Annotated in this window: 17 protein-coding genes, 1 tRNA gene and 1 other RNA gene; 6 read left to right on the forward strand and 13 right to left on the reverse strand. The window is 75.7% G+C overall.

What is annotated here, in order from left to right; genetic code table 11:
• On the reverse strand, nt 1-1,918 hold a 1,918-nt coding region (locus tag INN71_RS13505), incomplete at its 3' end, for a DNA polymerase III subunit gamma and tau (protein WP_301800797.1).
• 79 nt (nt 1,919-1,997) lie between these two features.
• Nucleotides 1,998-2,088, reverse strand: an RNA gene (gene ffs, locus INN71_RS13510) — signal recognition particle sRNA small type.
• A gap of 110 nt (nt 2,089-2,198) precedes the next feature.
• On the opposite strand from ffs, the gene INN71_RS13515 reads away from it, so the two are divergent.
• A tRNA-Ser gene (locus INN71_RS13515) sits at nt 2,199-2,287 on the forward strand.
• A 77-nt stretch (nt 2,288-2,364) separates the two neighbouring features.
• Here INN71_RS13515 and INN71_RS13520 read toward each other — a convergent pair.
• The 9 genes from INN71_RS13520 to INN71_RS13560 all read right to left on the reverse strand — a co-directional run bounded on the left by INN71_RS13520 (nt 2,365) and on the right by INN71_RS13560 (nt 11,148).
• Nucleotides 2,365-2,811 carry a hypothetical protein gene (locus INN71_RS13520; protein ID WP_277501595.1) on the reverse strand — a complete coding sequence of 149 codons (447 nt, stop codon included), beginning with the start codon at nt 2,809-2,811 and terminating at the stop codon, nt 2,365-2,367.
• Between the two features lie 72 nt (nt 2,812-2,883).
• The gene (locus INN71_RS13525; RefSeq protein ID WP_277501594.1) at nt 2,884-4,194 is read right to left on the reverse strand and encodes a S8 family serine peptidase; all 1,311 of its coding nucleotides are present in this window, start codon (nt 4,192-4,194) and stop codon (nt 2,884-2,886) included.
• A complete protein-coding gene (locus INN71_RS13530) occupies nt 4,191-5,678 on the reverse strand; it encodes a type VII secretion protein EccB (RefSeq protein WP_277501593.1) in 1,488 nt (495 codons plus the stop codon). Before INN71_RS13530 ends, INN71_RS13525 begins: the two co-directional genes overlap by 4 nt.
• 2 nt (nt 5,679-5,680) lie before the next feature.
• Nucleotides 5,681-7,033: a type VII secretion integral membrane protein EccD gene (gene eccD, locus INN71_RS13535; protein ID WP_277501592.1), complete on the reverse strand. Its 1,353-nt coding sequence runs from the start codon at nt 7,031-7,033 to the stop codon at nt 5,681-5,683.
• A 136-nt stretch (nt 7,034-7,169) separates the two neighbouring features.
• Nucleotides 7,170-8,495 carry a hypothetical protein gene (locus tag INN71_RS13540; RefSeq protein WP_301800801.1) on the reverse strand — a complete coding sequence of 442 codons (1,326 nt, stop codon included), beginning with the start codon at nt 8,493-8,495 and terminating at the stop codon, nt 7,170-7,172.
• A gap of 1 nt (nt 8,496) precedes the next feature.
• On the reverse strand, nt 8,497-8,847 hold the full coding sequence (locus tag INN71_RS13545) for a hypothetical protein (protein WP_277500800.1): 351 nt from the start codon (nt 8,845-8,847) through the stop codon (nt 8,497-8,499).
• A 157-nt stretch (nt 8,848-9,004) separates the two neighbouring features.
• Nucleotides 9,005-9,301, reverse strand: coding sequence for a WXG100 family type VII secretion target (locus INN71_RS13550; RefSeq protein WP_277500801.1), 297 nt, complete (start codon nt 9,299-9,301; stop codon nt 9,005-9,007).
• Between the two features lie 35 nt (nt 9,302-9,336).
• The gene (locus tag INN71_RS13555; RefSeq protein ID WP_277500802.1) at nt 9,337-9,648 is read right to left on the reverse strand and encodes a WXG100 family type VII secretion target; all 312 of its coding nucleotides are present in this window, start codon (nt 9,646-9,648) and stop codon (nt 9,337-9,339) included.
• Nucleotides 9,649-9,786: 138 nt separating this feature from the next.
• Nucleotides 9,787-11,148, reverse strand: a complete 1,362-nt coding sequence (locus INN71_RS13560) for a hypothetical protein (protein WP_277500803.1) — start codon at nt 11,146-11,148, stop codon at nt 9,787-9,789.
• A 145-nt stretch (nt 11,149-11,293) separates the two neighbouring features.
• Between INN71_RS13560 and eccCa the strand changes: the two genes are divergently transcribed.
• From eccCa to INN71_RS13575, 3 genes are read left to right on the forward strand one after another with little or no spacing between them, the layout of a single operon-like run.
• Complete coding sequence (gene eccCa, locus INN71_RS13565; protein WP_277500804.1) at nt 11,294-15,328, forward strand: type VII secretion protein EccCa; 4,035 nt, start codon at nt 11,294-11,296, stop codon at nt 15,326-15,328.
• 52 nt (nt 15,329-15,380) lie between these two features.
• Nucleotides 15,381-15,677 (forward strand): type II toxin-antitoxin system VapB family antitoxin, encoded by a 297-nt coding sequence (locus INN71_RS13570; RefSeq protein ID WP_277500805.1) that lies wholly within the window; start codon nt 15,381-15,383, stop codon nt 15,675-15,677.
• A complete protein-coding gene (locus INN71_RS13575) occupies nt 15,674-16,225 on the forward strand; it encodes a LytR C-terminal domain-containing protein (RefSeq protein WP_277500806.1) in 552 nt (183 codons plus the stop codon). Before INN71_RS13570 ends, INN71_RS13575 begins: the two co-directional genes overlap by 4 nt.
• 16 nt (nt 16,226-16,241) lie before the next feature.
• Here INN71_RS13575 and INN71_RS13580 read toward each other — a convergent pair whose 3' ends face one another.
• Complete coding sequence (locus tag INN71_RS13580) at nt 16,242-17,759, reverse strand: potassium/proton antiporter (RefSeq protein ID WP_277500808.1); 1,518 nt, start codon at nt 17,757-17,759, stop codon at nt 16,242-16,244.
• A 169-nt stretch (nt 17,760-17,928) separates the two neighbouring features.
• Here INN71_RS13580 and INN71_RS13585 point away from each other — a divergent pair, with 169 nt between their 5' ends.
• Together INN71_RS13585 and INN71_RS13590 are read left to right on the forward strand one after the other, a co-directional pair.
• Nucleotides 17,929-18,438 (forward strand): hypothetical protein, encoded by a 510-nt coding sequence (locus tag INN71_RS13585; RefSeq protein WP_277500809.1) that lies wholly within the window; start codon nt 17,929-17,931, stop codon nt 18,436-18,438.
• 110 nt (nt 18,439-18,548) lie between these two features.
• A complete protein-coding gene (locus INN71_RS13590) occupies nt 18,549-20,054 on the forward strand; it encodes a hypothetical protein (protein WP_277500810.1) in 1,506 nt (501 codons plus the stop codon).
• On the opposite strand, the gene galE is transcribed toward INN71_RS13590, so the two are convergent.
• Complete coding sequence (gene galE / locus INN71_RS13595) at nt 20,042-21,061, reverse strand: UDP-glucose 4-epimerase GalE (protein ID WP_277500812.1); 1,020 nt, start codon at nt 21,059-21,061, stop codon at nt 20,042-20,044. The two genes, INN71_RS13590 and galE, sit on opposite strands and share 13 nt — an antisense overlap.
• Nucleotides 21,062-21,117: the final 56 nt, after the last annotated feature.

Genomic DNA, 21,117 nt, shown 5'->3' on the forward strand with positions numbered 1-21,117 from the left:
CGGCCCCGTCGGCCGGGGCCGCGGGGGCGGGTGGTGCGGGAGCGGGCGCGGCCGGGGCGGGGGGCGGCGTCGCCGGACGCTGACCGCCGCCGCCGCTGGCGCCGGGGTCGACGATGGCCTCGATGCGCCAGCTGACGCCGAGGACCTTCTCGGCCGCCGCCCGCACGATGTCGACGCTGCCGCCGGACTCGAAGGAGGCGCGGGCGCCCGCGTTCTGGAACCCCAGGGTGAGCACCCCGCCGTCGAACGCCACCACCTGGGAGTTCTGCGCCAGGTGGATCCACGTGACGCGCCGCATGGCCTTGGTGGCGTCGACGACGTCGGGCCAGAGGCGGCGCACGTCGGCGAGCGACATGCCGCCGGCGGCGGGCGCGGGCGTCGACGCGGCGGGCCGCTCCGCCGGCGGGGCGGCGGCGGGGGCCAGAGCCGGGGCGGGCTCCGAAGCAGGCTCCGGGGCGGGTGTGGGCTCGGGAGCGGCAGCGGGCGTGGGCGCCGGGGAGGCGGGCTCGGGGGCCGGCGCGGGCGCCAGGGAGGCGGGCGCCGGGGAGGCGGGCTCGCGCTCGGGCTCGCGCTGGCGGTCGGGCTGGGACGGCTCGGTCGGGGCCTGCACCGCGGGCGGCTCCTCGGCCCGGGCCGAGGGCTCCGGCGTCGCGGGGCGCCCGGCCGGAGCAGGCGCCGGCGGGGCGGGAGCGGCCGGCGCGGGAGCGGCGGGGGCGAGCACCGGCGTACCCCCGTCGGGACGACCCCCCGGCATGGCCAGACGGCGCTCGAGGCGGTCGAGGCGCGCCATCACGCCGTCGCTCGTCGAGTCGGCGCCCGGCAGGAGCACGCGGGCGCAGATGAGCTCGAGCAGCAGGCGGGGGGCCGTGGCACCGCGCATCTCGGTGAGGCCGGCGGCGACGAGGTCGGCGGCCCGGCTGAGCTCGACCCCGCCGAAGCGCGCGGCCTGGGCCGTCAGGCGCTCGCCCACGTCGGGCGCGACGTCGAGCAGGCCCGTGGTCGCGGCGTCGGGCACGGCGGCCAGGATGACGAGGTCGCGCAGGCGGCGCAGCAGGTCCTCGGTGAAGCGACGCGGGTCCTGCCCCGTCTCGATGACCTTGTCGACGACCCCGAAGACGCCGCCACCGTCGCCCGCGGCGAACGCGTCGACGACCTCGTCGAGCAGCGTGTCGGGCGTGTAGCCGAGCAGCGCCGTCGCCAGCGCGTGCGTCACGCCGTCGGGCCCCGAACCACCGATGAGCTGGTCGAGCACCGAGAGCGTGTCGCGGGCCGAGCCCGCCCCGGCGCGCACCACGAGCGGCACGGCGGCCGGCTCGATCGGCACGCCCTCCTTCGCGCAGAGCTCCCCCAGGTACGACGACAGCAGCCGCGGCGGGATGAGGCGGAACGGGTAGTGGTGGGTGCGCGAGCGGATGGTCGGGATGACCTTGTCCGGCTCGGTGGTGGCGAAGATGAAGCGCAGGTGCGGCGGCGGCTCCTCCACCAGCTTGAGCAGGGCGTTGAAGCCCTGCGTCGTCACCATGTGGGCCTCGTCGATGACGTAGACCTTGTAGCGGCTGTGGACCGGCGCGAAGAACGCCTTCTCCCGCAGGTCGCGGGCGTCGTCCACGCCACCGTGGGAGGCGGCGTCGATCTCGATGACGTCGATCGAGCCAGGCCCGCCGCGCGCCAGGTCGGTGCAGGAGCGACACTCGCCGCACGGGTCGGCGATCGGCGCGCGCTCGCAGTTGAGCGCCCGGGCCAGGATCCGCGCGCTCGTCGTCTTGCCGCAGCCGCGGGGGCCGGAGAAGAGGTAGGCGTGGTTCACCCGGTTGCTCGCCAGCGCGGCGCGCAGGGGCTCGGTGACGTGGTCCTGGCCGATGACCTCGGCGAACGTCTCCGGGCGGTAGCGCCGGTACAGCGCGAGGGGTGACTCCACGACCAGCACCCTAACGAGGGCCGCCGACAACGACGACGGCGGAGATGACGGCGAGCCCACGACAGGCGTCCGGGGACGAAAAGGCCCCCCGCGCACCCGGTAGAGCTCACTTGCCCTTGCTGCCTTCCGGCCCTGGGGGGATTGGGCGAGGTGCCGCCGCACGGGGGGTTGCGGGCGAGTGTAGGCGAGGCGCGCGGACGGGTCCAAGACGACCCCTGCCGACGCGGCACGCGCGGGACCCGATTTCCACGGTCCCAGCGCCACCCGCTACCCTCCTCGCGGAGGATTCGCCTAGTGGCCTATGGCGCTCGCTTGGAAAGCGGGTTGGGTTAACAGCCCTCAGGGGTTCGAATCCCCTATCCTCCGCCATCGCGCAGGACCCGGACGCCGGGACGGACCACGGTCCGTCCCGGCGTTCTGCGTCCCGCCGCCCGGTCGCGTCCGGCTCAGATGACGCCCGCGTCGACGATCTGCCAGCGACCGTCCTCGCCACGCTCCAGCACGTAGCCCCACAGCCCGTCCTGCATCGTGGCGTCGCCGGAGAAGTCCGCGTCGAAGAAGACCCACGGGCGGGTCGGCGTGCCGCGGGTCTCGCGGAGCTGCTCGATGTCGATCGAGCCTGGCCAGCTGAACCGGTCGTGGTCGTCCGAGGGGGAGATCGCGTTCGCGGTCGCGAAGTCGCGGGCGCTGATCGCCTCGGCGTAGGCCACGACGACCTCCTCGGGCGTCGCGTCCGGCCCGGGCAGGGGTACGTCGCCCCGCGGCGACGTCACCACCCACACCGCCCCGGCGGCGACGGCGAGCGTGGTGCCGACCGCCCGGGCCCGGCGCGGCCACCGGCGGGTGGCGGCGAACGGGTCGCGGTCGGCGCGGTGGTCGAGCGTCGTGCTCACGTGGCCCCCTGGTGGCTCGGTCGGACCTGGAGGATCCCACGGTCCGACGTGAGGACGGGGCGTCTCGCCGGGCTAGCGGCGGCGCAGTCGACTGGTCGCCGGTCGCAGCACGAGGGCGAGCACCACGGCCGCGCCCGCGACGAGGCCCCACCACAGGAAGTCCTGCCGGGAGTCGTCGAGCAGGTCCTCCTGCGGCGTCGGCGCCTCGGCCTGGGTGGCGGGGCGAGGGGCGGACGCGCTGCGCGTCACCCTCCCGGTCTCGGGGTCGACCTGCAGCGTGCGGGTGAGCGCGTCGTACGGCTGCACGACCCCGGCGCCGCCGTACGCGTTCGGGGCGTCGGTGACCCCACCCGCGGTCTCCTCCAGACGCGTCGCGACCTCGGCCGCGGTCCAGTCGGGGTTGCGCTGGCGCAGGAGCGCGGCGACGCCGCTCACGACCGCGGTCGAGTACGACGACGCGAACTCGAGCGCGCACGAGCTGCCGTCCGGCAGGTAGGTGACGGCGCCCTGGCTCGGCGCGACGACGTCGGTGAAGTACGACGGGCGCGTCCCGTCCGAGGGCTCGGCGCCCCGGAACGGCATGGACCCCACCGAGAGCACGTTGGGCAGCACGGGGCTGTAGCCGGCGGGGTAGGCGACCACGTCGGCCGGGTCCTCGGTGGGAGGGTCCCCGAGGGGCGTCAGCCCGTTCTCCTCGCCCTCCTGGGTCGGCGGCACGTTGGGCGCGGCCGCCACGACCAGCACGTCGAGAGCGGCCAGCGCCTCGAGCCGCGGACGGAGGACGTCGGTCCCGGCCACACCCGGGTCGACGCCCAGGGACACGTTGACGACGCCGATGTCGTTGCCGCCGCGCACCTGCGCAGCGACCCAGTCGAGGGCCTGGGCGACGGCTTGGGGGGTCAGCGTGGTCAGGCCCTGCTCCCGCGCCTGGGCGACCGCCTGCTCGCCCTGCGCGTCGATGTCGAGCACCTTCAGCGAGACGATCTGGGCGCCCGGCGCGACTCCGACCCCGCGGTCGGCGACGCCCCCGACCGGGGCGCCCGCGATGATGCCGGCCACCTCCGAGCCGTGCGGGTCCACGGGCGTGCCGCGCGACGCACCGCCGAACGCCTGCTCCCCGACGAGGTCGACCGGCACACGCGCACCCACGCCGCTGTCCACGACCGCGACCTTCACCCCCGTGCCGTCGACGCCGAGCTCGTCGCGCACCTGGGCGAGGCCGAGCTGCTCGACGAGGGGCGAGCCCTCGTCGGAGGTGACCGGCTGACCGTCCTGGAAGGCGTTGAGGCACAGGGCCGGCTCCGCGGACGCGGGACCGAGCGGCCCGACGACGGGGACCGTCAGGCCGAGCGCGAGCGCGCCGGCCGCCGTTCCCCACCTCACCCGGTGCCCCCGGTGCCCCCGGAGCCGCCCGGCGCGGCCTCCGCGCCGTCCGCGTCCCGCTGCCCGGGGCAGGACTGGGCCACCTGCCGGTCCGGGCTCAGCGTCTTCAGCGCCTCCTCGCGGGCCAGGGCGACGCCGCACTCGAACCCCTCCACCCACGAGGCCGGTACGACGGGGGTCGAGCCACCGTCGTACCCGAGCTGGGTCAGGGCGTTGCCCTGCAGGGCGTAGCGGATCCCCTGCGCGTCGACGAGGAACGCGTCGCCCGCCTCGCCGCGGCCGAAGCCGCCGCTGTCGACGACCGCACCCCGTCCCTGCTGGACGGCGGGAGCGACGGTGCCCACGGGGACCCCGTCGGCCGCCGCGGCGTCGCCGGGCCGCACGGCCAGCTCGACGGTGGGTGGCACGTCGTCGTGGGTGCGCAGGACGGCGCAGAAGCTGTCGGTGCGGTCGCCGGTCGCGAACTCGGGCAGGTCGGTGGGCCAGCGGCCCGGGTCGCCGGCCGCCGAGCCGCGGGTGCCGACGTCGCCGCTCACCTCGACCGGCGCCGCCCCCCGCAGCGACTGGTAGACCGCGGCCGCGAACGCGTCCAGCGGCTGGTAGCCGCCGGCCTGCAGGACGACGGGGCCGTCGTTGTACGTCGCGAGCGTGCCGACGGTCGCGGGCGCGCCGTTCGCCAGGGTGACCCCGGCGAGGGGCTGCCCCGTCTGCCCCTCCACGGCGAACGACGCGTCGGCGAGCGGGTCGGCGGCCGGGAACAGGTCGAGCCACCCGCGGGAGACCTCCGGGACCTCCTCCAGCGCCGGGCCGCGCAACAGCCCCAGCATCTCGTTCAGGACGGCCGGGTCGGAGGGCATCTGCATCCGGAAGGCCCGCGCGTTGCCCTCCTCGTCGGTCTGGCCGAGGGCGAGCAGGTGGTGCTCCTCGCCCACCCGCACGACCTGGGCGGAGCCGTCGACGGTCACGTCGGGTGACTCCTGCACGGCGATCCGGACGCCCTGCTCGCGACCCGTGCAGGCGGTCCAGCCCGAGCCGACCAGCCGGTTGGGCGACGGCAGCGACGGCGGCGCGTTGAGGATGCCGACGGTCTCGGTCAGCGCGTAGCGGTCGACCTCCTCCTGCGGCACCGTCGTCGGGGCGAGGTCGGGCCCGAGCACGAGCCGGGCGGAGGTGGTGTTGACGACGGGCACGAGGACCGTGTCGCCGCCCTCCTCGTCGACCTGCACGAGGAACTGCTCGCCGCTCTCCTCGACGATGACCAGGCCCTCGGTGTCGGCCCAGCCCGCGTCGGCGCGCGGCTTGAGGAAACCGACGACCGCGGCCGCGGCGAGGACGAGCACGGTGAGCGCGATGCCCCCGACGATGGCGCGCCCGGGGCGGCTGGGCTCGACCTCGCGGCCGCCCGGTGCCCCGCTGATGAAGGCGGTGACGAGGCGGCGGCGGCTGAAGCCGTAGGCCTCGACGAGGTCCCGCTTGGTGGCCACGCTCAGCCCCCGACGACGTCGAGCACGTCGATGGCGAGGACGAGGAGCGGCAGGAGCGCGACGAGGGCGAGCGTCTCGGCGACGTCGCCGAGACGGCCGCGGCGCAGGGACGGAGTGGACGGCACCAGGGTCGTGGCGAGCACGACCCCGCCCGCCGCGGCGAGGACGACGGCGGTGGTGGGCCGCCAGTCGGGGTGGATCACGAGCACCGCGGCGGCCGTGACGAGCAGGCCGACGATGCCGGAGGCCAGCCCGACGAAGACCTCGAGGCCCGTGCGGTACTGCCGCGTGCGCAGCATGAGGACGAGGCAGGACAGCACCGCCACGAGCGTGCCGAACAGCCCGAGCGACACCTCGAACGGGATCGCGACCACGACGAGCAGGCCCACCGAGGCCGAGACGCCGACGAGGATCTCGTGGGCCGTGCGGGCGTCGGCGAGCACGCGGTCGGCGTCGATCTCGTCGGGGTCGTTCGTGATGTCCTCGACGGTGACGACCTGGTCGACCCGGGTGCTCGTGGCGCTGAGCGCCAGCCACGGGAAGACGCTGCCGGCGATGACGACGAAGGTGGTGACGACGGTCAGCACGACGGCCGCGTCGAGGTCGGTGACGTCGACGAACCAGCCGCCGACGGCGAGCAGCGCGCCCACGAGCACCGGCGGCGCGAGCAGGGGGCGCCCGTCGTCGATGCCGATGAGCACGGCGAGCGCCACGGCGAGCACGCCCACCCCGACGTACGCCGCTCCCGGCCCCGTCAGCGTGCCGCCCTCACCGAGGAGCGCGCCGGCGACGCCGCCGAAGACCGACCCGACCAGCCCGAGCACGACCGCCGCCTGGCGCTCGCGCTGCACGCGGGAGAGCACGACCGCGCCGGCCGCGAGCACGACGGCGACCACGGCCGCCCCCACCCCCGCCAGCAGGTCGTCGGTCTGCAGGAGCAGCGACCAGGCGCCGACGAGCAGGAGGAGGGCGGCTGCCCCCAGGGCGGTACGACGGCCCGCCTCCGGCTGCCACGGCTTGAGCTCGCGCTCCACCACGTCGGTCATCGCCTCGACGATGTCGTCGTAGACCCGCGGGGGCTCCTCGTCGACGCCGGCGCTGACGGTGAGGAGGGTGCCGTCCTCGACGCCCTGGATGGTGAGACCGGCGTCGGCGGCCAGCTGGCGACCGTCCTGCGTGACGACCTTGTACCCGCCGTACACGGTCGCGGCGTCGAGCAGGCCGACGCTGCGCGCCAGCTCCGGCACGAGCTCCGCGACCGGGACGGCGGCGGGGAGGACGAGGTCCACCCGTCGGCGTCCGGACGCCACGGTCACCCGGACCAGTCCCGAGGCACCGGTCTGCAACTGGCTCATCGAGCGTCTCCCCCTCTCGCGCCCGCCGCGGCGACCCCGCCGGCTCCGAGCGACCCGCATGCTACCGGTCGTGACACGGCCGGGCCGGGGAGGCGAACGCCCCTCCCCGGCCCGGCCGTCAGCGTCGTCGCCGACGTCACCTCAGGACGTCGGGCCCGGTCGCCTCGTCGTCGATCCAGTCCTCGTCGACGAGCAGGTGGTCCCGGTCGTCGGCGCCCTGGCGACCCGAGCGGCCGCCCCGGCCACCGGCACCGCCCGCGGCACCCATCGCCCCGGACATGCCGCCCCGGCCACCGCGGCTGCCCACCGCGCCGGCACCACGGCCACCGGCACCGCCGGCGCCGCCGCGACCAGCAGCACCGCCGCCGCCCCCGGCGACCGTCGGTCCACCCCGGCCGCCGAGCGCACCCGGGCCGGCCGCGCGGTTCGTCGCACCGATGGCCCGACCGCCCGCGCCGGCCCCGCCGGCACCCCCGGCGGAGATCAGTCCGGCGCCCCCGCGCACGGCCGCGGCGCCGAGCGCACCGCCGGCCACGCCCGCGGCCGGGGCCACGGCACCGAGGCCGCCACCACCGCCGCCGGCGCTGATCGACGCACCGCCCCCACCCGTGACGTCGGGACCGCGGCCGAGCAGGCCGGTGTCGCCGGGCGAGGGGGGCGGGAGCACGCCGGGGAGGGTGCCGACGGGCTGGGGGTGGGGGCTCGGGACGAGGCTGCCGTTGCCGACGTCGTCCCCGTCGACGACGACCTGGCCGCCGTCGTCGGGACGGATCCCGACGTCCGTGCGGGGCGGGTCGCTGACGACCTCGCCCCAGTGCGCCCGGTCGATGACGCCGGCGCTGTTGCGCCCGGCCCCGGGGGAGCTGACCGCCCCGGGCGTCGGGCTCGAGGGACCGCTCGAGGGGGCGCGGCCCTGGTCGTCGCTGTGGTAGTCGTTGATCTGCGACCACAGCACCTGACTCTCGCCCATGCCGCCGCGCAGGCCGGTGAGGATCTGCGCGCACTTGTTCTCGCGCTCCTGCAGGGCCTGCTGGTGGCTCGCCACGTCGGCGCTGTGCTGGCGGTCCGCCTCGGTGCGCTGGGCCTGGTCCCACTCGGGGTCGTACGGCGCCTGCGTCGGGGAGGACGGGACGGCCGCGCCCGCGATCGGCGCGTACGCCGCCTCGGCGGAGGACACGCTGCCGTTCGCCGTCTGGAGCGCGCTGACGCCGATCCCCATGTTGCTGCTGAGCTGCTTGAACTGCACGTCGATGCCCTCGAGCACGGCGATCATCTGGGCGCGCGTCTCCTCGCCCAGCTGCTGCTCCGCGTCGAGCTTGAGGCGCGCGGCGCGGAGCGCGGCGGCCGCGTCGCTGGCCATCTGCGAGCCGGTGTGCCACCCCTCGCGCTGGGTCTGCAGCACGCCACGGCGGGCGCGGAGCGCCTGGATGAGCTGCTGCTCGTTGGGTCCGGGAACGGGCACGTCACACCACCATCGGTCGGTTCGGGCCACCGGAGATGCGGTGGACGGCGGCGACCATCGCGGTCGCGGCCATCTCGTCCGTCGCCTCGACGTCGGCGGCGACCTGGCTGAGGACGTCGCGCACGCCCACGAGCACCTCGTGGTGGGAGGCGAGGTGCTCGGACAGGGTGCGCTGCGCCCCCGAGTGCTCGGCGCGCACGGCATAGCCCGGCTGCCACTCGCCGTACAGGTCCGGGTCCACGGTCACGGTGTCGACGAACGTCGACTGGTACTGGGCGATCAGCTCGATCTGCTTGTCGATGCTCTTCAGCGTGAGGTCGATGACCTCGCGCGAGACTCTGGTGGTAGCCACGTCGTCCCCTCGTCTCTCGTGCGGCTGCGGCACTCCGGTGGTGCGGTGGGTGCTGCGTCGGCAGCACGTGCGGTGCGTTCGGGTCCGGCGGCGTGACCGCGCCCGGACCCGCAGCCGCCCCGACCGCGTGGAGGCGTCGGGGCGGCTGGTGGGTGGATCAGCCCGGGAAGCGGTTCGCGCCCCGCAGGTCGGCGGCGCGGTACTCCTGGTTGGACTGGCTGACCGAGGTGCTGGTCTGCTGCAGCAGCTCGATCATCTCGGCGATGGCCGCGTCCCAGCGGGCCTTGGCGACGCGGTAGGCCTCCTGGGCCTGGCCGCTCCACTCGCTCTGCAGGGGGGCGAGCTCGCCCTCGAGGCGGTCGAGGCGGGCCTCGATGCCGCGGGCCGCGCCGACGAGGTCCGCGGAGGCGGTCTCGAGCGCGCCGTGGTCGACTGTGATTCCGGAGGTGTTCATGCTGTCTGGTGCTCCTTCGACGTCGTGGGTGGCGCTCAGCCGAGGCGGCTGAAGCTGGAGGAGAAGGTGTCGGCCTGCGACGAGTCCGTCGAGGTCGTGTCGCGCTCGGTGTCGAGCAGCGAGCGCTCGAAGTCGTTGAGCGCGTCGTTGATCGTGCGCTGCTTCTCCTGCCACGCCACGTGCAGGCGGTGGAAGGCGGCGGCACCCTGGCCGCCCCAGCGGGCGCCGATCCCCTGGATCTGGCCCTCGAGGGTGCGGCACTTCTGGTCGATCTCGACCTTGGCGTCGGCCACCATCTGCGCGGCGTTGGAGAGGGTTCCCTCTCCCATCTGCATGTTGTCAGCCATGCTCTTTCCCTTCTTCCCCCGGTAGCGGCGAGCAGGCCGCCCGAGAACGTCTCGTGGATGTTGTCGTGAGCCGGCTGACGTCCCGATCACCCGGCGCGAGGGGCTGTGTACCCGGGTGGTAGAGGGGCGTAAACACCCTCAGCTGACGATTTCCCAGATCCGTCGGAAGAGGCCCACGGTCACCACGAACGCGGGCACGGCGAACGCCCCCGTGAGGGCCTCGGCGACCTCGGCCCGGCGCGACCACCACACCGACCGCCAACCGCGGCCCAGTGCGACCGCGACCGGCACGAGCGCGGCGCCCAGCACGAGCGCGGCGACCCCGAGGCGACCGGACCAACCCTGGTCGGCGACCGTGCCGACCAGGACGCACGCCAGGCACCACAGGCCGGCGGAGCGCAGCAGGAGCCGGGCGGCGACGTGGCGGTAGCTGCGGGCGACGAGCAGGTGGGTGGCCCCGACCAGCGCGACGAGCAGCGGCGCCCCGACGCGGTCCAGCGGCAGCGTGGTGGTCGCCAGCACGAGGGGGGCCGCCACGACGGTGGTGGCCAGCACGGCCACGCAGGCGGCGGTGACGACCCGGGCGCCCCGGGCCACCACGGCCTCGACGGCGCTGCGGCGGATCACCGTGCGCGAGCGCCGGCCGCCCGCGCGGTCGCGCGCCGACCAGGCCGAGACCGCCAGCCGCTCGATGTCGATGAGCGCCTGGTCGGGCACGTCGACGGCGGACCCGGGGACGAAGCGCCCGGCGAAGACGGTGAGGAGCAGGAGGGTCGCCCAGGCGACGCGCTCGTGCCAGCCGAGCACGGCCACGACGCCCGCGACGACGAAGACGACGATGCCGGCGACGACCCACACCCGCAGGCCCTCGTCCTCCTCCTCGGTGAGGGCGCGGCCCACGGCGGCGGTGACGGCCGCCGCCAGCGCGGCCACGCCGAGCACCATGGGCAGCCGCGCGCTCGCGGTGTCGGCGACGACCACCAGGGCGGCCGCCGCCCCGAAGGCCGGCGCGGCGAGCGCCCGCTGGCGGGCCGCCCCGCCCAGCGGGAGGACGCCGAGCACGGCGCAGCCGAGGAGGACGCCCCCGACGAGCTGCTCGTCGGCGGCGCCGGTCAGCGCGACGCAGACGGCCGCGAGCAGGGCTGCGACGGCGGCCAGCACGAGGGCGGCCGCGGTCACGACCGGGCCCCGGGGACCACGGTCGGCGCGGTCCGCCTCCGCGGCCTGCGCGGGCGGCGCCGGTGGTGCCTCGTCGGCCACCACGACCAGGCCGCCGGTGCGCACCCCGAGGTCCCCGAGGGCGGTGGCGGGCGGCAGGGCGCGGCCGCGTCCGTCGTACAGGCGCCGGGAGGCGGGGAGACCGGTCTGCTTCGCGTACTCCCGCAGGACGTCGGCCGCGGAGGCGCCGTCGGGGACCAGCAGGTCGAGGACGCCGGCCTCGCCGTGCACGCTCAGGGCGAGCGTGCCCACCGGCGCCGCACCCGCCGTGCTCTGGCTCATCGACCCGTCCCCCTCGTGCCCCCGGAGCCGCGGGCCGCGGGGCCCGGGGCTGTGCCGCCGGTCAGGGTAGTCCCTGCCGGTCGGCGGCACCTATCATCGCTCGCACCGCGGTGGAGCAGCCGGGGCCAGCACGAGGGGGAGCTCTTTGAGCACGACGCTGCGCAGCAGCCACCGCATCGACGCACCCGAGGTGCCCACCGGGCAGATCGTCCTCCAACCCCCGCCGCAGCTCGCGGAGCACGAGGGCGCCGGCGGCGTCCTGATGAACGCCATCCCGATGCTCGGCAGCATCGGCTCGATCGTCGTCATCGCCTCGCTGAGCAGCCAGGGCGGCAGCACCGGCGGGCGCAGCATGCTGGCGGCGGGCATGTTCCTCTTCGCCACCATCGGGTTCATCGGCGTGCAGATCGACCGGCAGCGCAAGCAGCGCAACCAGCAGGTCACGGGGTCGCGCACGGAGTACCTGCGCTACCTGGCCGGGGTCCGCAAGGCCGCCCGCGACTCCGCCGACCGCCAGCGGCGCGCCCTGACCTGGCACCACCCGGAGCCCGCGGCCCTGCCGGCCGTCGCCGAGGACCGCACCCGGCTGTGGGAGCGCTCCTCCTCCGACCCCCACTTCCTCCAGGTCCGCTGGGGCAGCTGCGCGCAGCCGCTCTCCGTCGAGCTGGTGCCGCCGGAGAGCGCACCGATCGACCAGGTCGACCCCGCCGCGGCCTCGGCCCTGCACCGCCTGCTCGTCGTCCACCGCATCCAGCCCGACCTGCCGGCCTCGGTCGACCTGCGGGCCTTCGACCGCGTCGAGGTCTGCGGCCCCGAGGAGCAGGCGCGCTCGCTGGCCCGTGCGGTGATCACCAGCGCCGTCGCCTTCCACAACCCCGACCAGCTCGTGGTCGCCGTGCTCAGCTCGGACGACCACCTCGAGCACTGGGACTGGCTCAAGTGGCTCCCCCACGCGCAGAGCGCGCAGCGCGCCGACGCGGTGGGCCCCATGCGGATGGTCTCGACCTCCATCGACGACCTGGCCACCCTGCTGCCGCCGGACCTGTCCGAGCGCCCGCGCTTCGGCGCCGACGAGCGCCCCGCCACCCCCCACGTGCTCCTCGTCGTCGACGGCGGCGCCCTGCCGCCGGGCAACCACGTCATCCCGCCGGACGGCCTCCACGGCGTCACGGTGCTCGACCTGCCCGAGCAGTGGGAGGAGCTCGAGGACCCGACCCGCCTGCGGCTGGAGATCGTGGGCCTCGACGGCCGCGGCCGCCCGCGCGTCGAGGCGCTGCGGATGCGCACCGACACCGTGCAGGGCACCGGCGACCAGTGCTCGCTGGCGACGGCCGAGGCGATGGCGCGCCGGCTCACCCCGCTGCACACCGTGACCGCCGGTGACACGGGCGAGGGCGTCAACCCCGCCGAGATGGCCGGGCCCGCCGACTTCATGGAGCTGCTGGGCCTCGGCGACGTCCACGCGTACGACGCGACCACCGCCTGGCGGCCCCGGCCCGCCCGCGACCGCCTGCGGGTGCCCATCGGCATCGGCGACGGCGGCATGGTCCACCTCGACATCAAGGAGTCCGCCCAGCAGGGCATGGGCCCCCACGGCCTGGTGATCGGCGCGACGGGCTCGGGCAAGTCGGAGTTCCTCCGCACCCTCGTGCTCGGCCTCGCGATGACGCACTCGTCGGAGCAGCTCAACATGGTGCTCGTCGACTTCAAGGGCGGCGCCACGTTCGCCGGCATGTCCCAGATGCCCCACGTCTCGGCGGTCATCACCAACCTCAGCCAGGAGCTGACGCTGGTCGACCGCATGCAGGACGCGCTGTCGGGCGAGATGGTGCGCCGCCAGGAGCTGCTGCGCGAGGCCGGCAACTACGCCTCGATCCGCGACTACGAGAAGGCCCGCGCGGCCGGCGAGGACCTCGCCCCGCTCCCCTCGCTCTTCCTCGTCGTCGACGAGTTCTCCGAGATGCTGACCGCCAAGCCGGAGTTCATCGACCTCTTCGTCGCCATCGGCCGCCTCGGCCGCTCGCTCGGCCTGCACCTGCTGCTCGCCTCGCAGCGCCTGGAGGAGGGACGCCTGCGGGGCCTGGAGTCGCACCTGTCCTACCGCGTCGGCCTGCGCACCTTCTCGGCCGGCGAGTCCCGGGCGGTCCTCGGCGTGCCCGACGCGTACGAGCTGCCCGCCGTACCGGGTCTGGGCTACCTCAAGCCCGACCAGTCCACGCTGCTGAAGTTCAAGGCGGCGTACGTCTCGGGCCCCCCGGCCACCAGCAGCCGCTCGCAGGTGCGCCGCGACGAGGGCGGCAACGTGCGCGGCATCCTGCCGTACACGATCTCCGAGGTGCAGACCCTCGACCCGGTCGAGGAGGAGGCCCCCGCCGAGGCTCCGCGCCCCACCGCGCACCAGGGCGAGCAGCCCTCCCTGCTCGACGTCGCGGTCGGCCGCATGGTCGGTCGCGGACCGGCCGCCCACCAGGTCTGGCTGCCCCCGCTCGACGTGCCCGACACGCTCGACCAGCTGATGCCCGACCTCACGACGACGCCCGAGCTGGGGCTGGTGTCGCCGCGCTGGCGCCAGCTGGGCGGGCTCACCGTCCCCCTCGGCACGGTGGACCGGCCCCGCGAGCAGCGCCGCGACACCTTGACCATCAACATGGCGGGCGCCGGCGGCCACGTCGCCGTCGTGGGCGGTCCGCGCAGCGGCAAGAGCACGCTGCTGCGCTCCATCGTCACGAGCACGGCGTTGACGACCACCCCGCTGGAGTCGCAGTTCTTCGTGCTCGACTTCGGCGGCGGCACCTTCGCGCCGCTGGCCCGCCTCCCCCACGTCAGCGGGGTCGGCACCCGTTCGGAGCCCGACGTCGTGCGGCGCATCATCGCCGAGATCCGCGGCATCGTGGACCGGCGCGAGGCCTACTTCCGCTCCCACGGCATCGACTCGATCGAGACCTACCGCAGCCGGCGTCGCGAGGGTCGCGCCGACGACGGGTACGGCGACGTCTACCTCGTCGTCGACGGCTGGAGCACCCTGCGCTCCGACTTCGACGACCTCGAGATGGAGATCCAGCAGATCGCGGGCCGCGGCCTGACGTTCGGCCTCCACATCGTCGTCGGCGCCTCGCGCTGGCCCGACTTCCGCGCCGCCATGCGCGACGTCTTCGGCACCCGCCTCGAGCTGCGCCTGGGCGACCCCATCGACTCCGAGATCGACCGCAAGGTCGCGGCCCTCGTGCCGACGGGGCGCCCCGGTCGCGGTCTCGTGCCCGGCAAGCTCCACTTCCTCGCGGCCCTGCCGCGGGTCGACGGCGCCGGGGACCCGGCCACCATCGGCGACGGCGTCGACGACCTGGTACGCCGGGTCGCCGCGGCCTGGACGGGTCCCGCCGGCCCCAAGCTGCGGCTGCTGCCGGAGCGCATCGAGGTCGACCAGGTGCTGGCCCAGGCCCGCGGCGTCGTCGGCGACGACGGCCGCTCCCTGCTCGACTCGGGCCGCATCGTGCTGGGCGTCAACGAGAAGGAGCTGGCCCCCGTCGGCCTCGACGTCGACGCCGAGCCGCACCTGCTGCTGTTCGGCGACGGGCGCTCGGGCAAGAGCTCGCTGCTGCGCACCTACGTGCGCGAGGTGATGCGCACCCGCACGCCGCAGCAGGCGCAGATCGTGGTCGTCGACTACCGCCGCTCGCTGCTCGGCGAGGTGCCGGAGGAGTACCAGCTCAACTACCTCACCAGTGCCGCGCAGGCGACGCCGTTGCTGCGCGACCTGGCGAAGTACCTCGAGAACCGCATCCCCGGCCCCGACGTGACGCCCGAGCAGCTGCGCAACCGCTCGTGGTGGACCGGCGCCGAGGTCTTCGTGGTGGTCGACGACTACGACCTGGTCGCCACCGCGCAGAGCTCCCCGGTCCAGCCGCTGCAGCCGCTCATGGCCCAGGCCCGCGACGTCGGCCTCCACGTCGTCGTCGCGCGCCGCTCCGGCGGCGCGTCCCGCGCCCTCTACGAGCCGGTCGTGCAGTCGATGCGCGACCTCGCCATGCCGGGCCTCGTCCTGTCCGGCTCGCCCGACGAGGGCTTCCTCATCGGCAACGTGAAGCCGCAGAAGGCCCCGCCGGGCCGGGGACGCCTCGTGACCCGCGACCGCGGCACCGAGGTCGTCCAGCTCGCCTGGTCCAGCCCGGCGGACCTGTGACGCGCGGGGACGGCCGCCGGGACGGGGCGCGGCTCGTCCGTATGATCAGCGCGTGATCTTCAAGCGCGTCGGCAGTGGACGGCCCTACCCGTCCCACGGGCTCGACGCCGCGGCGTGGGCCGCGGTCCCCCCGCGGCAGATCCGTCTCGACCAGCTGGTGACCACGAAGGACACGCTCCAGCTGGGCGCGCTGCTCGACGAGGACTCGACGTTCTTCGGCGACCTCTTCGCGCACGTGGTGCTCTGGCGGGGCGAGCTCTTCCTCGAGGACGGGCTGCACCGCGCGCTGCGGGCCGCCCTCCAGCAGCGCAACGTGCTGCACGCCCGCGTCGTGGTGGTGGAGCAGTGAGCGACCGGACCTCGGAGGGCATGTCGGCCCACACCCGCTCGGCGATCACCCTCGCGGTGCTCGTGGTCGTGCTGCTCGTCGGCCTCGTCCTGGGGTGGAACCGCGTGACGGCGCCGGTGCCGAGCGCCTCGCTCGGGGGCGGCGGCAACGAGGTGTGCACGCTGCGCTCGTTCGAGCCGGGTGACGCCCTCACCACGGCCGACGTGACCGTCAGCGTCTACAACGCGAGCGGCCGCTCGCGCCTGGCCAGCCAGACGATGGGCCAGCTCACCGACCGCGGGTTCGTGGCCGGCCAGGTGGGCGACGCGCCCGAGGGCGCCGTGGTGGACCGGGTCGAGATCCGTGCGGCCGCGCCGAGCTCGGCGGCGGCCGTCCTGGTGCGGGAGAACGTCGGCAGCCCGGCGGCGGTCGTCGAGGACCCGACGGTCGACGGCATCGTCGTCTACGTGGGGCCGTCCTGGCAGGGGCCGACCGGCGACGCGCGCGGGGACATCACGGTGGCGAACGCCGAGGAGGTCTGCGGCCCGCAGGAGACCGCGCTCCCCTGACCCGGTACGGCGGGCGTCAGCGCCGCCGTACCCCCGGACCACGGGTGCCCCAGCGGGCCAGCCGACCGTTCTGGGAGACCAGGCGCAGACGCGCCTCGGTGGCCTCGCGCAGGGCGCGCGGCGTGACGAGGATGAGGTCGTCGCCGCGGCGCAGCGCCGTGGTCGGCTCGGGCACCAGCACCGCGTCGCCCCGCACCACCAGCGAGATGGACGCCCCCACGGGCAGGCGCAGCTCCGCCACCTCGACGCCGTGCAGCAGCGACTCCTCGCTGATGCGCACCTGCAGCAGGTCGGCGGCCACGCGCTCCAACGGCGCCGCCTCGACCTCGAGGTCGCGCGCCTCGCCGTCGTCGGCCAGCCCGAGCCGCCGCGCCACCCACGGCAGGGTGGGACCGGTGAGCAGGGTGTAGACCACGACGAGCACGAAGACGATGTCGAAGAGCTGCTCCGAGCCCGCCACGCCGCCCGCGAGCGGGATGGTGGCGAAGACGATGGGCACCGCGCCGCGCAGGCCGGCCCAGGAGAGGAACGCCTGGTCGCGCCAGGGCGTGCGCGGCCGGCCCAGTGCGCTCACCACCACCGAGACGGGCCGGGCCACCACGGTCAGCAGCAGGCCGGCCGCCAGGGCGATGCCGATGGTCTGCCAGGTGAGGCGGGCCGGGCTGAGCAGCAGCCCGAGCATGACGAACAGACCGATCTGCGCGAGCCACGCGACGCCCTCGGAGAAGGACCGGGTGGCGGCGCGGTGGGGCAGGTCGGCGTTGCCGAGAACCAGCGCGGCGACGTACACCGCCGCGAAGCCGGACGCGTGGGCCGCGGCCCCGAGGCCGTAGGCGAGCACCGTCAGGCACAGCACGGCGATGGGGTAGAGGCCGGAGGCGGGCAGCGCGGCGCGGCGCATCGTCCAGGCGCCGCCGAGGCCCACGGCGAGCCCGAGCGCCAGGCCCAGCACCAGCTCGTAGACGATCTCGGCGACGAGGAACGCGACCCCGTGCTCGAGCGCGGCGCCGGAGCTGACCAGCACGACGAGGACCACCGTCGGCGCGTCGTTGAGGCCCGACTCGGCCTCGAGGACCCCGGTGATGCGGCGCGGCAGCGGCACGACGCGCAGCACCGAGAACACCGCCGCCGCGTCGGTCGCCGACGTGGCGGCGCCCAGGAGCACCGACAGCTGCCACGACAGGCCGAGCAGGAAGTGGGCCCCGAGCGCGACGACGAGCACCGAGACGCCCATGCCCACCGTGGCCAGCGTCAGCCCGAGCCGCATGCTGGGCCGGATCTCGCGCCAGTCGGTCGTCAGGCCGCCCTCGGCCAGGATGACGACGAGGGCGCCGAACCCCAGCGCGTGCGCCAGGCCGGCGTCGGAGAACTCGATGCCGAGGCCCGCGTCGCCCAGGGCCACGCCCATCAGCAGGTAGAGGATGAGGCTCGGCAGACCCGCCCTCGTGGAGACCCGCACCGCGAGGATGGCGAGCAGGGTGACCGCGGAGCCGACGAGCAGGAACCTGTCGAGGTCGTGCGCGTCGAAGGTCACGTGCACCTCGGGGGCGTCGGCGGTGGGGGCGTGCGCCTGATCCTAGTGCCGCGGCAGGGGCGCCTCCTCCACAGGCGCGGCGGACGGGGTTTGGGCCACCGTGCCGACCGGGGCACCCCGGGGTCGAGACGGGCGCGCACCGCGCCCGGGCACACCCCGAGGAGGAGACATGCTGCTGCCCGATCCGGACGCCCTGCGACGCCTGGCGACGACGTACGACGCCCGTGCCACCGCGATCCGCACCGAGGCCGACGCCCTGGTGGGCCGGGCGGAGGCCACGCCCTGGCTCGGGGCCGGCGCGGTCGCGATGCGCCTGGGCACGTCGTGCGCGGCGGACGACCTGCGTCGTAGTGCCGAGGACCACGCGGAGGTCGCCCGCGCCCTGGAGGCCCACGCCCTGCAGGTGGAGGTCTCGCTGGTGGCCGTCGAGGCGGCGCGCCGGGAGTTCCTGGAGATCGCGTCGTCGGTCGGCGCCCGCGTCGTCGACGTCGGCGGGGCCGTGGTGGACCTGGCCCAGGACGTCGCCGGCGGCGTGGCCGGCGGTCTCGCCGACCTCGTGGGCCTCGGCGACGACGCGGCCGAGGCGGCCGACGACCTGCGCGAGCGGATCGAGCGCATGGACGTGCCCGAGCCCGGCGACGCCGCCTGGCTCACCTTCGACGTGCCGGGCCTGCGATGAGCACCGGGACGCGGTCGGACCCGCCGTACGGGCCGGTGGTGCCGGGGACCGGAGCGGCGCCGGGCGCCGGAGCGGCGCCGGGCGCACCCGTCGAACCCGTCGTACCCGCCGTGCCCGTCACGCCCGTCGTGCCCGCCGAGGGCCTGCGGACCACGGGCGGCACCGCCAGCCTCGCCGCGACCTACGAGGCGGTCGAGCAGCTCGGCGGCCTGATGCTGGACACCGGTGAGCGGGCACTGGTCCGGGGCGCGGCGGCGGCGGACACGCTGGTCGACGGCGACCTGCTGATGTCCGTGGCCTACGCGCCCGTCACCTTCGCCCGGGTGGAGGCCCTGCTCGTGGGGCTCACCACGGGCCCGCACGGCCTCGCGGCGCAGGCCGCGACCTGGTCGGCGCTGGGGTTCGCCGTGCGGGAGGCGGTCCAGCACCTGCGCACCGCGGACGAGGCGGTGGCCCTCAGCATGGGCCTCCAGCGGTACCTGTGCTCCTACACCAGCGGCTGGGCCACGGTGCGGACCGCCCGCGCGTTCGGGTACGACGGACCGGTCCCCGGCGGCCCGGGGGACGACCTCACGTGGCTCCGAGGCGGCGGTGACCCTGACCCGGAGGACGCGGCCCGGACCGCGGCCATGGCGCGCCTGGCGGAGCGGCTCGCCCAGGACGACCCGACCGTGGTCGAGGGGCTGCTCGGACGCAGCAGCGGGTTCCTCGAGGGCGCGTGGGACGCCGACGACTCGTGGGTGCCGAGCCCGTTCGGCGGCGACACCTTCGTCCCGCACCTGGGCGAGGCCGCGGCCGTGTGGTCGGACGCCTACGTCGACGGGGTCCCGGTCGTCGAGCAGGTCGGGGCACCCGGCACGGGGGCCGCGGCCGTCGGTGCGGGCGGTCTCGTCGCGGCCCTCGCACGCACGGCCGCGCAGCCGGCCAGCGGGACCATCGAGATCCAGCGCGTCGGCACGGGCGCGGGCGCCCACCACGTCGTGCTGCTCCCGGGCACGGACGACCTGGGCACCCTGCCGTGGACGCAGGACACCGACGCGCGCGACCTCGGCACCAACCTGCGGTCGATGGCCGGGGAGAGCACCGTCTACCAGCGCGGGGTCGAGGAGGCGATGCGCGCCGCCGGCATCGGCCCGGACGACCCCGTCACCCTCGTCGGGCACTCGCAGGGCGGGATGGCGGCGGTGCAGGTGGCGGCGGGTGGGGAGTTCCGGGTGGAGGACGTGGTGACCCTCGGGTCCCCCGTGGCCCTCATGCCGGAGGTCCCGGCAGGCACCCGCGTCACGTCGCTGGAGAACACGCGGGACCTCGTGCCGCTGCTCGACGGCAGGCCCAACACACCGGCTGCGCACCACCTCACCGTGACCTTCGAGGGGGGCGGGGACGGGATGGTGGAGGGCCACTCCCTCGACACCTACGCCCGCGGGGCGGCGGCGATGGACGGCTCCGACGACCCGGCGGTGCGGCAGCGGCTGGAGGGCCTGCGGGCCAGCGGCGCCATCGACGGGGACGGTCCCGTCGAGGTGTCCACCTTCAGGATCACCCGCGGCGCACCCCCCGACCTGCCGTTCGGACCGGACCCGGCGTGGCTGGAGGAGCCGCGTCAGGCCGGGTAGCCGTCGGGGTTCGCCTGCTGCCAGCGCCAGGTGTCGGCGACCATGTCGTCGACCGTGCGGCGGGCGCGCCACCCCAGCTCCTCGGCGGCGCGCGTGGTGTCGGCCCAGTACGCCGGGAGGTCACCGGGGCGACGCGCGACGACCTCGTGCGGCAGCGGGCGGCCCACGACCGCGCAGAAGGCGTCGAAGAGCTCGCGCACGCTCGTGCCGCGCCCGGCCCCGAGGTTGAAGGCCCGCACGGGCGTGGCCATGGTGTCGAGGTGCTCGAGGGCGGCGAGGTGGCCCTCGGCCAGGTCGAGCACGTGGACGTAGTCCCGCAGGCAGGTGCCGTCGGGGGTGTCGTAGTCGTCACCGAAGATGGCGAGCCGGTCGCGGCGCCCGACGGCGACCTGCGCGACGTACGGCATCAGGTTGTTCGGCACGCCCTGGGGGTCCTCCCCCATGCGGCCGGACGGGTGCGCCCCGACGGGGTTGAAGTAGCGGAGCAGGGCCACGCGCAGCCCGGGCGTGGCGGCGGCGACGTCGGTGAGCACCTGCTCGGTCATCACCTTGGTGCGCCCGTAGGGGCTCGCGGCCGCGAGCGGCTGGTGGGTCTCGACGTACGGCACGGGGGCGTGGTCGCCGTACACCGTCGCCGACGACGAGTAGACGAGCCGGCGCACGTCGTGGCGCTCCATGGCCTCCAGGAGGGAGAAGGTGGAGTCGAGGTTGGTGCGGTAGTACTCCAGCGGGCGCTCGGCGCTCTCGCCGACGGCCTTGCGGCCCGCGAAGTGCACGACCGCGTCGGGGGCGGTCGCCGCGACGACGGCGTCGGTGCGGGTCGCGTCCGTGAGGTCCACCACCTCGAGCGCGGCGGGACGCCCGGCGAGCTCCGCGACGCGGTCGAGCACCGCCGGCCGCGCGTTCGAGAAGTCGTCGGCGACCACGACGTCGTGGCCCCGCTCCAGCAGGGCCAGCACCGTGTGGGAGCCGATGTAGCCGGCTCCGCCGGTGACGAGGATGCGCACCGGGTCATCCTAGGGATGCGCCAGGGCCCGCGTACTCGGATGTTTCGCCCTCCCGA

Source organism: Nocardioides sp. ChNu-153 (assembly GCF_030466625.1).
Taxonomy (GTDB): Bacteria; Actinomycetota; Actinomycetes; order Propionibacteriales; family Nocardioidaceae; genus Nocardioides.